The sequence below is a fragment of the Falsiruegeria mediterranea M17 genome, from assembly GCF_900302455.1.
GTDB classification, from domain to species: Bacteria; Pseudomonadota; Alphaproteobacteria; order Rhodobacterales; family Rhodobacteraceae; genus Falsiruegeria; species Falsiruegeria mediterranea.
This window is the reverse complement of record NZ_ONZG01000012.1, coordinates 13,439-28,679: the sequence shown is the minus strand read 5'-3', so window position 1 is coordinate 28,679 and position 15,241 is coordinate 13,439. Positions and strand designations below refer to the sequence as shown.

Here is a 15,241-nt window from a genome sequence, read left to right as displayed (position 1 = left end):
TTTAGATGTTACACTCAAAAATCATCATATGAACATTTGTTTGGGTATTTGGGCGTCAACTTTCGTCAAACGTCCCCGTTGCCATCGCTGTCACCAGATTGGGTAAGAATCGTGTTTGCGATGGTCGTTGCAGCGGCAACAAAGATCCCCAAGCCGATCAGGATGTAGAACATCGTGAAGATCTTTCCCGCTGCCGTTTCCGGCGAGAAATCTCCGAACCCGACGGTCGATATGGTCACGACAGAGAAATAGATGGAATCAAGCCAGCTCCAGCCTTCGACAAGGCGATAAAAAACAGAGGCCCATAGGATCATGCCGAAGGTCACCACCAGAATGGCTTTCACGCGCCCATCTCTGAACGCCAAATTGATCCCGCGAAAAATACTTTTGAGCGCACCCATGAATATTCCGTCCCCGTTTGACACAGTTGTTTTAGCCTCGGTGCGGCGTGTTCGACACGCGAAAGCCGAGGTAAGTCCTTGCATTGGGAAGAGTTTCGCCAGTTAAGCGTGGGTAAGGTGCGTTGTCAAACTCTAGGTTGATTGGGCGATCTTGACAGTGCCAAAGGCCAGGACTGACGAGGAACATTTGATCAGTTTGAATTTGGCATTGGCGACATTGCAATCGCAATGTTAACAGACCGGTGTTAGTCAATTTCGGAGATTGTTCGCGTGGCCCATATTTTGGTGACTGGAGGCGCAGGTTATATTGGTTCACATGCCTGCAAAGCGCTTGAACGTGCAGGCTACATTCCTGTTACGTATGACAATTTGGTCACCGGTTGGCAGGATGCGGTCAAGTTCGGTCCGTTCGAGCAAGGCGATTTGAACGATCGCTCGCGGCTGGATGAGGTGTTTGCCAAATACCAACCCGCCGCAGTGATGCATTTCGCGGCTCTCAGTCAGGTCGGCGAAGCGATGAGCCAGCCCGGCCGCTATTGGGCGAACAACGTTGGCGGGTCTCTGACGTTGATCGAGGCGGCCGTGGCAGCGGGATGTCTGGACTTTGTCTTCTCGTCAACATGCGCGACCTACGGCGAACACGACAACGTCGTGCTGGACGAAAACACGACCCAATTGCCGCTGAACGCCTATGGGGCTTCGAAGCGCGGCGTTGAAAACATCCTGCGCGATTTCGAGATGGCGTATGGGTTGCGCTCTGTCATTTTCCGCTACTTCAACGTTGCCGGCGCCGACCCCGAAGCAGAAGTGGGCGAGTTTCATCAACCCGAAACACATCTGGTGCCGCTGATGCTGGATGCAATCGATGGCAAGCGTGACGCGCTGACCGTTTTTGGAACGGACTACGATACGCCGGACGGGACATGCATCCGCGACTATGTTCACGTTTGTGATCTGGTGGATGCTCACGTTCTGGGTCTGAAGTGGCTGGAAGAGGGCAAAGGAAGCGAAGTGTTCAATCTGGGCACGGGCACCGGGTTTTCCGTGATGGAGGTGATTGAACAAAGCCGTACGGTCACCAATCGTGAGGTGCCTTATTCGATTGGCCCACGTCGGGCTGGCGACTGTACCAAGCTGGTCTCGGGGAGCAACCGCGCCACGACCGAGCTGGGCTGGACGCCGACACGTTCGACCATGCAGCAAATGATTGCAGATGCCTGGCGTTGGCACCAGACCGGACACTATGATCGGTAAGGGTAGGTCACGTGTTGTGAAGCCAAGGTCCGACCGATAAGAATATGTGTAGAACAATCAGAGGTCATAGATCCGCATGAGTGCCATTGATTTCAGTGACAAAATCACTCCGGTCATTCTGTGCGGGGGGTCTGGAACACGACTGTGGCCTTTGTCGCGCAAAAGCTATCCCAAGCAATTTGCCAACCTGATCGGCGACCGGTCGCTGTTTCAGGGCACGGCGGAGCGGATGAGCGGCCAGAATTTCAATGCCCCCATCGTTCTGACAAATTCGGATTTCCGGTTCATTGTCACCGAACAGTTGATGGAGATCGGGATCGATCCTGGTGCCATCCTGCTAGAGCCGGAAGGGCGCAACACCGCGCCTGCGATCCTGGCGGCAGCGCTTTGGATGCAGAAGCAGGATCAGGGTGGATTGATGCTTGTCGCGCCATCGGATCATGCCATCCCGGACAACGAGGCGTTTCGTGCCATGGTGGCGCGCGGGGCCGAGGCGGCGCGCAACGGACAGTTGATCACCTTTGGCGTGGTGCCGGACCGGGCCGAGACGGGCTATGGCTATCTGGAGCTCTCGCGCAAGCCGGATGAAGGCGAGGGTGGGTTCATCCCGCTCAGCAAGTTTGTGGAAAAGCCGGATGCAGACAACGCGGCGCGCATGTTGGCCTCGGGCCAGCATCTTTGGAACGCGGGCCTGTTCCTGTTTGCGCCTGAAACCATCATTGCGGCCTTTGAACAGCACATGCCCGACATGGTGGACCATGTCCGCCAGTCGCTTGTCGAGGGCAAGACCGACTTGGGCTTTTTCCGATTGGCGGGGGAGCCTTGGAAGAACCTCGAGGATATCTCGATCGATTATGCGGTGATGGAAAAGGCCGACAATATCGGGGCCGTACCATTCAACCATGGTTGGTCCGACTTGGGCGGCTGGGATGCGGTTTGGCGCGAGATGGAGCAAGCCGAAGGTGGCGTGGCCTTATCGGGGGCCGCAACAGCGATCGACTGCGAAAACACCATGCTCAGATCCGAAGACAGCAGCATCGAGGTTGTGGGCATCGGGCTCAAGGATATTGTGACCGTTGCCATGGCCGATGCGGTTCTGGTGGCGGATGCCAACCGCGCACAAGACGTGAAAAAGGCGGTAACCGCGCTCAAGAAAAAAGAGGCCAAACAGGCCGAGCTGTTCCGCAAGGATCATCGCCCCTGGGGCTGGTTTGAAAGTCTGGTGATTGGCGAGCGGTTTCAGGTCAAGCGCATCATGGTGCACCCCGGTGCCGCGCTCAGCCTGCAAAGCCATCACCACCGTTCGGAACACTGGATCGTGGTCGAAGGCACGGCCAAGGTGACTGTCGATGACACTGTGACGTTGGTTTCTGAAAATCAGTCGATCTATGTGCCCCTGGGGGCCGTGCACCGGATGGAAAACCCGGGCAAGGTGCCAATGGTGTTGATCGAGATCCAAACCGGGTCCTATCTGGGTGAGGATGACATTATCCGGTACGAGGACGTCTATGCCCGCGACTAGTTAGCAAGTTAAGCTTGACGGTTGCAAAATTGGTGACGACCTTGCCTTATCTGTGCGTGCCCTGTGGCGCGTGCTTGGCATCGTGGAGACACCATCATGAGCCGAAAGGCCAAGAACATCCTGTTCATCATGTTCGACCAGCTGCGGTATGATTACCTCGGTTGCGCCGGACACCCGACCCTTGAAACCCCGCATCTGGATGCACTGGCCGCCAAGGGCGTGCGGTTTTCGCATTGCTACGTGCAATCGCCCATCTGCGGCGCTTCGCGGATGAGCTTTTACACCGGGCGCTATGTGCACAGCCACGGCGCAGCCTGGAACAACTTTCCGCTCAAGGTTGGCGAGGTCACGTTGGGCGACCATCTGCGCGCGCGCGGCATGGACAGCTGGCTGATCGGAAAAACCCACATGAGTGTGGACCACGAGGGCATGGACCGCCTTGGTATCTCGCGTGATGGGATTATCGGTGCGCGGGTGGCTGAATGCGGGTTCGACGTGTTCCTGCGCGATGACGGGCTGTGGGGCGAGGGGCCCAAGGGATTCTATGACAAGAAGCGCTCGCCATATAACGAATACCTCAAGGGGCAGGGATACGAGGCCGAAAACCCGTGGCAACACAATGCCAATGCGGGCGTCGATGAGGATGGCAATGTCGCCTCGGGCTGGTTCATGCGCCATGCAGACAAGGCAGCCAACATCTGCGAGGAAGACAGTGAAACGCCTTGGCTGACTTCGCAGGCAATGGAGTTCATCAAAACACAGGATGCAAAGGGCGCAGGCCCTTGGATGTGCCACCTCTCCTACATCAAACCGCATTGGCCCTATATCGTGCCCGCGCCCTACCACGACATGTACGGCGCCAATCAGGTCTTGCCGGTCGTACGGTCTGAGGCCGAATTGCAAGACACGCACCCGGTTTACGAGCAGTTCATGCAGAACGAGATCGGGCAGACATTCAGCAAACCCGGTGTGAGGGAAAAGGTGATCCCAGCTTACATGGGGCTGATCAAGCAAGCCGACGATCAGATGGGACGCCTGTTCCAATGGCTGGAAGAGACCGGGCATATTAACGACACCATGATCGTCGTGACCTCGGACCATGGCGATTATCTGGGCGACCATTGGTTGGGAGAAAAGGACCTGTTCCACGATCCTTCTGTTCGGGTGCCGTTGATCGTCTATGACCCTTCCGAGCAGGCGGAAGCGACCCGTGGCACGGTTTGCGATGCGCTTGTTGAAAGCATCGATCTGGCGGCGACATTTGTTGATCTGGCGGGCGGGGACGTGCCTGACCATGTGCTCGAAGGACGTTCTCTGCTGCCATACTTGTATGGTCAGACCCCGGACAAATGGCGCGAATTTGCGGTAAGCGAATACGACTACTCGGCCACGCCCGAAGCAGCAGCCTTGGATCTTGATCCGAAAAAGGCTCGCTTGTTCATGCTGGCGAACAAGGATTGGAAGTTCGTCTTTGCCGACGGTGGCTTCCGACCGCTTCTATTCGATCTGAAAAACGACCCGGACGAGCTGAACGATCTGGGGGCTGACCCGGATTACGCTGAAATCGTTGGGATGTTCATGGACCGCCTGTCCGAATGGGCCCGCCGCCCGTCGCAGCGAACGACCGTCAGTTCGGAGTACCTGGAAGGCAAGCGTACGGGATCGTCATCATCGGTGGGGATCTTCATTGGCGTCTATGACGAGCGGGAATTGCCGCCCGAAGTCGTCGAGAAGACGATCACCTACAAATAGTCTGCACCCGTCCGTGTGCAAATGAAAGCCCGCCGTCTAACGGCGGGTTTTTTCGTGCTTTTGATTCGCCGAATGTGGGGGAAATCCACACGAAAGCGCCGGGATTTCCCTTGAAAACCGGCGTCATAAAAAATTCATATGGATTTTTATGGCTTTTCGAATGGTTTTGTGTGTTTCATTGCTGCCATGGAAAGTGATGCCGACAAAATCCCACATAGGGGGCACGAACTGTTGAATGTTCTGGCTCGTCTTGGCGGGTCCGCACGCAACGCCCAGATCGCCCAGGTGATGGGCGTGTCCGAGGAAACCGTGCGTCGTCTGGTCAAGGGATTGGCCCAGGCCGGGCGGGTCGAGCGGGTTCATGGTGGCACCTATCTGCGCGGTTCTCCGGACACGCCGATGTACTCTGGCGCGCTGGAACAGAACTCCTCTGAAAAGACCGAAATCGCACGTGCGGCGCTTGATCTGGTTGAGGATGGGATGACCGTTTTCATCAATGTCGGGTCGACCACGACCTATGTCGCCGAACAGCTACGCGAGCGTAAATCTCTGATTGTGGTGACAAATTCCATTGCCGCGGTCGCGGCGCTCGCAGATCACAATAACAACCGCGTGTTCATGGCCGGGGGTGAAATCCTGCCATCCGAGCGCGGCACCTTTGGCAGTGCGACGGAAGAGTTCGCGCGCCAGTTCAACTATGATTTGGTGATCTTCGGATCGGATGCGATCTCGGCCAAGCACGGGTTTCTGGCGTCCAATCCGGACGAGGCGTCGTTGACTCGCGTGTTGACCAACCAAAGCGAAAAGGCCGTGGTCACGGCCGACAGCCGGAAGTTCAGCACACGGGCCCCGATGGTGGCCTGTGATCCCAAAAACGTCACTCACCTAGTGACGGACCAATCCCCCGACGTCGGGCTGCTTGAGGCGCTTGATGGTTGGGGGATCGAGGTTCGGATCGCTCAGAGCCTGTCAAAAAAGTGAAACATAACGCCAATAACCGGGGCAAGTCGCGGGTCAACCGCTCCCCCTCAACTCTCAACAGGAGGTAACATGAAAAAGCTTCTTCTATCCGGCGTCGCCGCCTTTGCCCTGCCGGGCATGGCCGCGGCTGCAAGCTGCCCGGCCGTCACCGTGGCGGACATGCAGGGGGTCGCCTCAGGCGCGTTCCCGCAGCAATTCGAACTGGCCGAATTCCAGGGCGCTGCGTCGTGCGAGCTGGCCTTTGCGGCCAACCCGGCGATTGGTGATCTGAACACCCGCATCCGTGGCAACGGCGAATTGCCCGCGCTGGCGGACCGTCTGCCGTCCGAGCCGCTGGTTGTCGCACCTTACGACGCAATCGGCTCTTATGGCGGCCAGTTGGACGCGCTGTCGAACGCCACGGAATCCGGCACTTCGGACTTCCTGTCGGTGCGCCACGTGAACCTGTTTCGCTATTCCGACGACCTGCAGACTGTTGTGCCCAACGTCGCCAAATCCTGGGCGTGGAACGATGATTTCACCCAGCTTACCGTGACATTGCGCGCGGGTCACAAATGGTCGGACGGTGCTCCGTTCACCGCAGCAGATGTCGCGTTCTGGTATAACAACCTGATGATGGACACCAATGTCATTGCCGAGGCGAAGGATTATGCCCTGGCCGGCGGCAAGCCGATGAAGGTCGAAGCCGTCGATGACGTTACCGTCACCTTCACCCTCGAAGCGCCCAAGCCTGGTTTGATCGAGACCTTCTCGTTCACCTATGTGCAGCCGTTCCAGCCCAAGCACTTCTTTGAGCAGTTCCACCCGGCCCTGAATGATCAGGCGGATGCAAATGCCAAGGCGCTTGGGTATGAAGGCGGCTATGACCTGATCAAAGCCTACTACGGCAACTCGGACTGGATGGACACGCCGTCGCCGATGCTGACCGCCGGTGACAAGCTGGCCGGCCTGCCGCGTGACACCATGCCGACCCTGGAAAGCCACATCCTGGTGAAAGAGACGACCGAAGGCCGTCACTATGTCGCCAACCCCTACTTCTTCCAGGTCGACACCGCAGGCAACCAGCTGCCCTATATCTCGGAAATGGACGAGATCTATGTGGGCGACGAAGAGGTTCGCACGCTGAAACTGTTGAACGGCGAAGTCGATTATAAATCGCAGGCGATCAACCTGACCTCGGCTCCGGTGCTGCTGGAAGGCCAGGAAAAGGGCAACTACACCGTTGACGTCAAGCCGGGCATTGCAAGCCCGACAATTGCGTTCAACGTGACTGCCGAGGATGAAGCACGCCGCGCGATCTTCAACGACATCCGTTTCCGCACCGCCATGTCGGTTGCGATGAACCGCGACGAGTTGAACGAGGTCACGGCCTTTGGTCTGGGTACGCCGACGCAATACATCGGCTTCTCGCCGCGTCCCGGTTTCATCGACGCCAAGTGGTCGGATCACGAGGCCGGTTTTGATCCGGATCGCGCCAACGCCCTGCTGGATGAGATGGGTCTGGTCGACAAGGACGGCGATGGCGCACGTGATCTGCCCGATGGCTCGCCCTTTGTGGTGGATTGGCAGTTCTCGACCCAGGCCAGCTCGGCCCAGTTCGTCGAATTGATCGCGCAGAACTGGACCGATGTTGGTGTCAAAACCACTATCAAAGAAGTGACCTCGGACGAGTTCCGCTCGGCGCAGTCGTCGAACCAGCTGGACATCACCATGTGGGGCAAAGGCCAGCCGGCCGGTTCCATCCTGGGCGATGGTGAAATCTGGGTGCCGCCGTTTGATGGCTACTTTGACGTGCGCACAGCGATGTTGTGGGCTGAATACATCAGCTCGAACGGTGAAAACGGTGTCGAGCCGCCCGCATGGGTTGCCGACCTGAAGGGCGCCCTGGATACGTACCAGTCATCTCAACCGGGCACAGACGCCTCGGTCGCGGCTGCACAGCAGATGGTCGAGATCATGACCAGCCAGATCCTGTTCATCGGTACCGTCAACGCACCTGCGCCGATCTATCACTCGAACAACTTGCAGAACTTCGAAGAGTTCAAGACGCAGTCTTATGAATTCTACCGGACTTATCCGTACCGTCCGGCGCAGTGGTTCCTGACCGAGTAACCGGGTTCTGACAACAAGCTACGAAAGCGGGCGTTCGCGCCCGTTTTCCAATACCCCGAGGGATAAAGATGTTCCAATTCGCCCGATTTGCGGCAACCCGTGCGGTGATGGCATTGATCACGTTGATGATCGTGTCACTCGTGGTGTTTTCGCTGATGGAGCTGGTGCCCGGCGACTGTGCCGAACGGTATCTGGCCTACAAAAACACCCAAGGTTCGGCGATCACGCTTGCCGACATCGAAGCCGAGCGCGTCCGATTGGGATTGGATCGTCCATTCCTGACCCGGTGGGCCAGTTGGCTAAGCGGTGCTTTCCGCGGTGAGTTCGGTGACAGCTGTATCCTGCGGGTGAACATCGCGCAGCTGTTGGGTGACAAGTTCTGGATCTCGCTCTGGATTTGTCTGGGTTCGCTGATTTTGGCTTATGCGATTGCCATTCCCGTGGGCATCATCTCGGCTGCGTCGCGCAATGCGCTGCTGAACAACTCGCTGCGGATCGTCAGCTATCTGGGTCTGGCGATGCCGAACTTTCTGCTGGCTCTGATGATCATGCTGGTTTCAACCGTCTACTTTGGTGAGACGCTGACCGGGCTGTTTTCACCCGAATACAAGGACGCGCCGTGGTCGTGGGACAAGTTCGTTGACTTGCTCAGCCACGCCTGGTTGCCGATTTTCATTTTGGGTTGGTCTGCCACTGCCTTTGCCCTGCAAACCGTGCGCGCCCTGATGTCTGATGAGATTGGCAAGCTCTATGTCACCGCCGCCGAGGCGCGCGGCATTCACGGTGTCCGGTTGCTGTGGCGTTATCCGGCGCGCCATTCCCTGGGGCCGATTGTGAACTCGCTGGGGTTCGACCTGAACCGGATCTTCAACGAGCTGCCCATCGTCGCGCTGATCCTGACGCTGACCGAAGCTGGTTCGTTGCTGTTGGAATCCCTGGCGCGGTCAAACGATCAACAGCTTGCCGGCGCGATCATCTTCCTGCTCACGGCATCGATTGTGACGCTGAACTTTCTCACGGACATGCTGCTTGCGGTCATCGACCCGCGCGTCCGCAAAAGCATCCTGAGGTAGGCCGATGACCACAGCCACAAATCAAAAAGCAAAAGAAGCCTATTTCACCGCCTCGCAAGGGCAGCTGATCTGGGCCCGCTTCAAAAAGCAGAAGGCGGCGATGATTGCCGCATGTGTTTTGCTGGCGCTGATCCTGTCGGGCATGTTTGCGCCCTTCCTGTCGCCCTATGACCCGACCGTTGCGGGCCGCGATAAGGATTACCTGAATGGCGCCCCGCAGATCCCAAAGTTCTGCGATGAAAACGGCTGTTCCATGCGCCCGTTCCTATACACCGTCACGCGCGAACGGTCCTTGGCGACGAACTTTCGCTGGGTTGAAAAGATCAACAAAGACGAACGCCGATACATGCAGTTCTTTGTGAAGGGCGACGACTACAAGCTCTTTGGCTTCATTCCGGGCAACATCCATCTTTTTGGAATGGATGAGGGGTATGTCCATCTGTTCGGCACAGACAGCGCAGGCAAAGATATCTTCAGTCGCACCCTTCATGCGATCTGGACCTCGTTGCAGGTGGGGACGATGGGGGTTGTCATCTCATTCGTGCTGGCGCTCGTGATCGGCGGTATTTCTGGCTACTACGGTGGCTGGCTCGATAGCGTGATACAGATGGTGACCGATGCCATCCGAACAGTGCCTGCGATCCCGCTGTTCATGGCGATTGCGGCCTTTATCCCGCCGGAATGGTCGGCAGAAACGCGGTTCTTCTTCATCTCGATGATCCTTGGCCTCATCGGTTGGCCGACGCTGGCGCGCCGTGTGCGGACCCATCTGCTGACAGAGCGCAATCAGGAGTATGTGCTTGCGGCCCGGTTGTGCGGAGCCTCACCCAGCCACATTATCCGCCGTCATCTGCTGCCCAGTTTCACCAGTTACATCATTGTCGATCTGGTGATCTCTTTCCCTTACATGGTGCTGAGCGAGACGGCCTTGTCGTTCATCGGTTTGGGCCTCAAGGATCCCGTGAACTCCCTTGGCGTGATGCTGCAGAACGTGACCAAGGCGGACGTGCTGTTGAACTATCAATGGTACTTCATTCCGGTCATCTTCTTCATCGCGCTGGTCATGGCGTTTGTATTCGTGGGTGACGGCCTGCGCGACGCCGCCGATCCCTATTCGGAGACCCGCAAATGAGCCTGATCGACGTTAAAAACCTGACGGTTCAGTTCAAGACCGACGAGGGGCTGGTGACTGCGGTCGATGACGTCTCGTTCTCGCTGAAACCGGGTGAGGTGATGGGGCTGGTGGGCGAAAGCGGTTCGGGCAAGTCGGTGACGGCCAAGTCATTGATGAAGCTGAACGCGCGCAACACTGTCTATGGATCCGACAGTCGGATCACTCTGCATCTGGACGATGGACCCGTTGATGTGATGGGGCTGAAGCGGCCTCGTGATATGCAGGTCGTGCGCGGCGGAGCGGTCAGCATGATCTTTCAGGAACCCATGGCCAGCTTTGCGCCGGCCATGACCATCGGCAGCCAGATGGTCGAGCAGCTGTTGATCCATACCAACATGAACAAGAAGCAGGCCAAGGACCTGTCGATCGAGATGCTGGATCGGGTCGGCATTCTCGACCCTGCGATCCGGTTCGGCCAATACGCGTTTGAACTGTCGGGTGGTATGCGCCAACGGGCGATGATCGCCATGGCGCTGTCGACAAAACCCAAGCTGCTGATCGCGGACGAGCCAACTACGGCGCTTGATGTTACCATCCAGGCGCAGGTGCTGGACCTGATGCGCGATCTGGTGTCCGAATTTGGTATGGGCATCATTTTCATCACTCATGATCTGAGCGTGGTGGCCCAGACCGCCGACAAGGTGGCGGTGATGTATCTTGGCCGTATCCTGGAAAGTGGCCCTGTGCGCGATGTGATCCGCACTCCGGCTCATGCTTATACGCGCGGGTTGCTAAACGCGTTGCCCAGGCTTGATGATCTGGACGCGCCATTGACGCCCATCCCTGGTGACATCCCCTCGCCGTTGGAACGTCCCAACGGCTGCGTGTTCCACCCCCGCAACCCGGAACTACAACCGGGATCCCGCTATGAAACCGAACGCCCGCCCTTGACCGAGGTCAGCCCCGGTCATTTCGCGGCTCTGTTCCCCGAAGACGTACCGAGCCTGCCATGACCAAACCCCTGATCAGAACCAAGGATCTGTCGGTCGAGTTCTCCATCGGCGGCAAGATCTTCAACAAAAAAACGCTCAAGGCGGTCAACGATGTGTCGTTCGAAATCCCGCGCGGGGCCTTTGTGGGCGTTGTGGGGGAAAGTGGATCGGGCAAGACGACCCTCGGTCGCGCGCTGCTCAACGCGGTCGATATCACCGGGGGTGAGGCCGAATATGACGATGGCGAGGTGCAGTTTGATCTGACCAACATGTCGCCCGGCGATCTGAAAGAATACCGCCGCCGGGCGCAGCTGATCTTTCAAGACCCTTACGCCGCGCTTAGCCCGCGCATGACGGTACGTGACATCATCGCCGAACCGCTCGAGGTGATGGGCCTGACCAAATCGCGCGAGGAAACCGATGCGCGGGTGCGCGAGATTGCCGGAAAGTGCCGTCTGAACCTGGAGCATCTGCGGCGCTATCCGCATGCGTTTTCGGGTGGTCAGCGGCAGCGGATATCCATTGCGCGGGCACTGGCCAGCAACCCTCGGTTCGTGATCGCGGATGAATGTGTGGCGGCCTTGGACGTTTCGATTCAGGCGGACATTCTGAACCTGCTCAAGTCGCTGCAAAAGGACCTAGGGCTGACCTTCATGTTCATCAGCCACGACCTGTCGGTGGTGGCTCATACCTGCGACCACGTGGTGGTCATGTACCACGGCAAGATCGTTGAAAGCGCCCCCACGCGCGAGCTTTTTGCCAATCCGCAACAGGAATACACACGAAACTTGCTGGCGGCGATCCCATCGCTGGACCCGGATCAAAAGTCGCGCGCACCCGCGGTGGGGTGACGCGCGCAAAGGTCCAATGCCGTCAGTTGGCGCCCGTTTCCCCATGGACGGGCGCCCATTTTTTGCTCAAACCCCAGCCATCAGCACATCGACCGCACGCGTGATGCGGTCGGCTTGATCCGACACGTTTCCGACATGGCGCAGGCTGGATCGCCGGACAGCGGTGATCAGACGTGTTGCCAGGATCAGAGACGTCTCAGCATGCTGTATTTCTGGGTTCAGGTATCGGACGGCCGGGTAGTTCGACAAAAGCGGGATCACAACTACCGAAGGGTCAGGCGGCAAGAGGTCGCTTTCGACCACAACCATGAATACGCCACCATATTCGGCCACGTCATGGCGTGTCAGCGTTTCCACGTGGCGCCTGCCGGAGAGGTCATGATGTCAGCCAACGGGTGGCCGTTTGCTTCATGCCATTCGGATTGGGCCTGAAAAGCATCCGCGTTATCCTCCAGCCATTGTTTCTGCCGGGCTTCGGAAACCGCCTGTTGAAGCGCCGTCTCAGCAACGGCGGAAACGTTGATTCCCAGTTCCTTGGCGTGATCCAAGGCCTCTGCGTCCAGAGTCAGAGAGGTTTTACGCTTTGCGATGGCTCCCATCTGGGCGTCTCCTATGATATACCGTAAAGATATACCGCAAGGCCGTACGGATCAAGATTACCCACTCATCCCGATCAAAGCCACACCAACCGCCATCAGCACGGCCGCGCCCAGACGGCGTTTCCAATTGCCTTCGCCGAGCAGGAGAAACCCGATGAGAGCGGCGAAGATGACAGAGGTTTCACGCAAGGCGGATACTGCGCCCAAATGGGCAAAGTTCTTGGCGTAGAGCACAAGTCCATAAGCGGTCATCGACACCAATCCCCCGGCAAGGCCAAGCGCCCACACCCGTGGGGGCAGGGCAGCCAGAGTGGATCGTTTGCGGAAGCCGACAAAGCCCGCGATGAAGATGTGCAAAAACGCGCCCCAGGCCCAATAGGACAGTGTATTTCCGGACAGCCGGACGCCGATCCCGTCTACCACGGAATAGATCGAGATGCAGAACCCGGTGCCAACTGCAAACCCAAGGGCCGCGCGGCCGACGCCCGATCGCAATGCCCGCCAACTGCTGAGCTGAATGCCAAGGGCGATCACCGCGATGCCGACCCAAGCTTGCAAAGGCAGGACCTCGCCCACCAGGATCATAGCCCACAGAGAGACCAGGGCAGGGACGATACCGCGCGCGATGGGATAGACGACGCTGAGATCCCCATGCTGATAGGCGCGTGCCAGCATGTAGTAATAGCCGAAATGCACCACGGTCGAGAGCAAGATGTAAACAAAGCTTTCAGTGGTTGGGAGGGGCAGGAAAATGACCATCACCCCACCCACCAGCACATGACCAAAAGCCACTAGACCCAGCGTGGTCGTGCGGTCTGCAGCCGTTTTCACGATCGCATTCCAGATGGCATGCAGCAACGCGGCAGACAGGATGATAACAACGACAGAGGCGGACATCGGCGATCAGCTCTCGGTGACAGAATTGGGCATGTCTTCGATCAGGCGCGTTTCCAGCAATTGCCCGCTTTGATACAGGATTGGGGTCGCAACGGCGGCGATATGGCTGTTGAAATCGCGAAATGCGCGCAGGGTCTCCAGGTGGATATCGCTTGTCTCGAAGCTCTGCACCTTGCCGATCTGCAACCGTCGAAAGTGCCGCTTGCGGCTGTTTCGCTCAGCACGTTTTACCTCGGTCTTTTCAGCATTCAACAAACGCGCGCTTTCCAGATCGTCCGATATCAGGACGTTCGACGCCAATTGCATGTTCACCAGAATGGTCTCGTGCATCTGCTGCAGCTCGCTCCACCCCTCTTTCGAGAACTGTTTGCCTGTCTTGCGCAGATCACCAGCCAATACGGTCAGGCGCTTGGCAACCACATCGCCCGCGGTCTCGAGGCGAACGGCGTATTCCAGCATATCGCGTGCGATGCCTGCATCTTGGTTGCTCATGGTGTCTGCGGGCAAAGCGGCAACAAAGGCGCGGATGCCGGATAGGCACTCGTTGACCTCGGCGTCGACCGCTTGAACCGCGCGGATTTGGTCCTTTTCACCGGATTTATACAGGCGCAGGGTGGGACGAAACATCGCCTCGACCAGATCGGCCATGCGCAGCAGTTCGCGCTTGAGGCTCGAGATCGCCTGTGCAGATGAACCCACGTTGCCAGGGTCCAGTGCGCTTGATGGTTTTGCGACTGGTTCGCTATCGCGCTCAGCTGAAGTGTCCGGCATCAACTGCTCCATCGGTCCTTGCAGCATCCGGCAGAAAGGCAGCGCCAACACCAGAAGCGATGCGTTAAAGGCCAGATGCGCGTTGACCAGCATTTGTCCGCCATGACCCGCCCCAAGCAGGTCGGCAGGAAGTGCGAGGTTGATGGCAAATAGGCTGATCACGGCCCAAGCCCCGCGCAAGCCGAGATTTGCAAAGGGGATGCGCCTGGCCGCGGTGTCCATGCCACGCGTCAACCACACCGGAATGAACGCGCTGCCCAGGTTCGCCCCCAGCACCAGCGACAAGCCTGCGGTAAAGGGGATGGCGCCAATTTGCACCAACGTCACACACATCAGGATCGCCGCAACCGAGCTGTGCATGACAAAGGCAAGTGCTGCGCCCACAAGGAAGGCGGTGATATAGTCGCGGGCCAGATAGTCAGCGATGGCGGGCAAAAAGGCGCTGTCGCGGATCGGGTCCATCGCCTCGCGCAGGAACCTGAGCGAAATGAGAATGAAGGCGATCCCCATCAGGATGCGGCCCATCTGGCGCAGTTTCTTCTGCTCGGTTTTGACGAACAGCCAGCCACCGATGGCAAGCAGCAGGGGCACCAGCCAATCCAGTTTGAACGACAGGATCTGAATGATGAGTGCCGATCCCAGATCGCCGCCCAAAACAATCGCAAGGCCCGATCCGAAGCTCAACAACCCGCTGGCCGCAAAGCCTGACGTGAGCAGCGCAACTGCGGCCGAGCTTTGTAGCACCAAGGCCATCGTGAGGCCCACAATACTGGCTTGGATCATTGAGTTTTGTCGGGTCATCACCCGCTGAAACGACGCGCCATAGCTGCGTTCGATGCCGGTACGGACCATGCGCACAGCAAAAAGCAGCAACATGGTTGCTCCGGCAAGGCTTATGAGAAAACTGACGATCGCCATGTGC

14 protein-coding genes are annotated in these 15,241 nt (G+C 58.0%); 9 read left to right on the top strand and 5 right to left on the bottom strand.

The genetic code is table 11. From position 1 onward, the window contains the following. Window positions 1-65: 65 nt before the first annotated feature. Window positions 66-344, bottom strand: a complete 279-nt coding sequence (locus TRM7615_RS20265) for a potassium channel family protein (protein ID WP_235824154.1) — start codon at window positions 342-344, stop codon at window positions 66-68. Window positions 345-671: 327 nt separating this feature from the next. Here TRM7615_RS20265 and galE point away from each other — a divergent pair, with 327 nt between their 5' ends. From galE to TRM7615_RS20220, 9 genes are all read left to right on the top strand, one after another. Further along, complete coding sequence (galE, locus tag TRM7615_RS20260; RefSeq protein WP_108791123.1) at window positions 672-1,655, top strand: UDP-glucose 4-epimerase GalE; 984 nt, start codon at window positions 672-674, stop codon at window positions 1,653-1,655. Between the two features lie 76 nt (window positions 1,656-1,731). Continuing rightward, window positions 1,732-3,177, top strand: a complete 1,446-nt coding sequence (locus TRM7615_RS20255; RefSeq protein ID WP_108791121.1) for a mannose-1-phosphate guanylyltransferase/mannose-6-phosphate isomerase — start codon at window positions 1,732-1,734, stop codon at window positions 3,175-3,177. A gap of 96 nt (window positions 3,178-3,273) precedes the next feature. Next, window positions 3,274-4,929, top strand: a complete 1,656-nt coding sequence (locus tag TRM7615_RS20250) for a sulfatase-like hydrolase/transferase (protein WP_108791119.1) — start codon at window positions 3,274-3,276, stop codon at window positions 4,927-4,929. Window positions 4,930-5,067: 138 nt separating this feature from the next. After that, window positions 5,068-5,910 carry a DeoR/GlpR family DNA-binding transcription regulator gene (locus tag TRM7615_RS20245; RefSeq protein ID WP_235824153.1) on the top strand — a complete coding sequence of 281 codons (843 nt, stop codon included), beginning with the start codon at window positions 5,068-5,070 and terminating at the stop codon, window positions 5,908-5,910. A gap of 69 nt (window positions 5,911-5,979) precedes the next feature. Beyond that, window positions 5,980-8,022 carry an ABC transporter substrate-binding protein gene (locus TRM7615_RS20240; protein ID WP_108791117.1) on the top strand — a complete coding sequence of 681 codons (2,043 nt, stop codon included), beginning with the start codon at window positions 5,980-5,982 and terminating at the stop codon, window positions 8,020-8,022. A gap of 68 nt (window positions 8,023-8,090) precedes the next feature. Then, window positions 8,091-9,095, top strand: a complete 1,005-nt coding sequence (locus TRM7615_RS20235) for an ABC transporter permease (RefSeq protein WP_108791115.1) — start codon at window positions 8,091-8,093, stop codon at window positions 9,093-9,095. A 4-nt stretch (window positions 9,096-9,099) separates the two neighbouring features. Beyond that, window positions 9,100-10,227: an ABC transporter permease gene (locus TRM7615_RS20230; RefSeq protein ID WP_108791113.1), complete on the top strand. Its 1,128-nt coding sequence runs from the start codon at window positions 9,100-9,102 to the stop codon at window positions 10,225-10,227. Next, window positions 10,224-11,222 carry an ABC transporter ATP-binding protein gene (locus TRM7615_RS20225; RefSeq protein ID WP_181893280.1) on the top strand — a complete coding sequence of 333 codons (999 nt, stop codon included), beginning with the start codon at window positions 10,224-10,226 and terminating at the stop codon, window positions 11,220-11,222. Before TRM7615_RS20230 ends, TRM7615_RS20225 begins: the two co-directional genes overlap by 4 nt. Beyond that, window positions 11,219-12,052, top strand: a complete 834-nt coding sequence (locus TRM7615_RS20220) for an ATP-binding cassette domain-containing protein (RefSeq protein ID WP_108791111.1) — start codon at window positions 11,219-11,221, stop codon at window positions 12,050-12,052. The genes TRM7615_RS20225 and TRM7615_RS20220 overlap by 4 nt, the downstream gene beginning before the upstream one ends. Window positions 12,053-12,118: 66 nt before the next feature. Here TRM7615_RS20220 and TRM7615_RS20215 read toward each other — a convergent pair whose 3' ends face one another. From TRM7615_RS20215 to TRM7615_RS20200, 4 genes are read right to left on the bottom strand one after another with little or no spacing between them, the layout of a single operon-like run. Further along, window positions 12,119-12,409 carry a CcdB family protein gene (locus tag TRM7615_RS20215; protein WP_108791109.1) on the bottom strand — a complete coding sequence of 97 codons (291 nt, stop codon included), beginning with the start codon at window positions 12,407-12,409 and terminating at the stop codon, window positions 12,119-12,121. Continuing rightward, window positions 12,397-12,651 (bottom strand): type II toxin-antitoxin system CcdA family antitoxin, encoded by a 255-nt coding sequence (locus TRM7615_RS20210; protein WP_108791107.1) that lies wholly within the window; start codon window positions 12,649-12,651, stop codon window positions 12,397-12,399. Before TRM7615_RS20210 ends, TRM7615_RS20215 begins: the two co-directional genes overlap by 13 nt. Before the next feature lie 57 nt (window positions 12,652-12,708). Next, entirely contained in the window at window positions 12,709-13,548 is an 840-nt protein-coding gene (locus TRM7615_RS20205) for an EamA family transporter (protein WP_108791105.1), read from the bottom strand. Window positions 13,549-13,554: 6 nt separating this feature from the next. Next, a complete protein-coding gene (locus tag TRM7615_RS20200) occupies window positions 13,555-15,237 on the bottom strand; it encodes a Na/Pi cotransporter family protein (RefSeq protein ID WP_108791103.1) in 1,683 nt (560 codons plus the stop codon). Window positions 15,238-15,241: the final 4 nt, after the last annotated feature.

Bases quoted from the DNA above. Each gene is read 5' to 3' on its own strand.
- TRM7615_RS20235 (WP_108791115.1), top strand. From the start codon at position 8,091: ATGTTCCAATTCGCCCGATTTGCGGCAACCCGTGCGGTGATGGCATTG.
- TRM7615_RS20205 (WP_108791105.1), bottom strand. From the start codon at position 13,548: ATGTCCGCCTCTGTCGTTGTTATCATCCTGTCTGCCGCGTTGCTGCAT.
- TRM7615_RS20210 (WP_108791107.1), bottom strand. From the start codon at position 12,651: ATGGGAGCCATCGCAAAGCGTAAAACCTCTCTGACTCTGGACGCAGAG.
- TRM7615_RS20200 (WP_108791103.1), bottom strand. From the start codon at position 15,237: ATGGCGATCGTCAGTTTTCTCATAAGCCTTGCCGGAGCAACCATGTTG.
- TRM7615_RS20240 (WP_108791117.1), top strand. From the start codon at position 5,980: ATGAAAAAGCTTCTTCTATCCGGCGTCGCCGCCTTTGCCCTGCCGGGC.
- TRM7615_RS20225 (WP_181893280.1), top strand. From the start codon at position 10,224: ATGAGCCTGATCGACGTTAAAAACCTGACGGTTCAGTTCAAGACCGAC.
- TRM7615_RS20220 (WP_108791111.1), top strand. From the start codon at position 11,219: ATGACCAAACCCCTGATCAGAACCAAGGATCTGTCGGTCGAGTTCTCC.
- TRM7615_RS20245 (WP_235824153.1), top strand. From the start codon at position 5,068: ATGGATTTTTATGGCTTTTCGAATGGTTTTGTGTGTTTCATTGCTGCC.
- TRM7615_RS20250 (WP_108791119.1), top strand. From the start codon at position 3,274: ATGAGCCGAAAGGCCAAGAACATCCTGTTCATCATGTTCGACCAGCTG.
- TRM7615_RS20230 (WP_108791113.1), top strand. From the start codon at position 9,100: ATGACCACAGCCACAAATCAAAAAGCAAAAGAAGCCTATTTCACCGCC.
- TRM7615_RS20255 (WP_108791121.1), top strand. From the start codon at position 1,732: ATGAGTGCCATTGATTTCAGTGACAAAATCACTCCGGTCATTCTGTGC.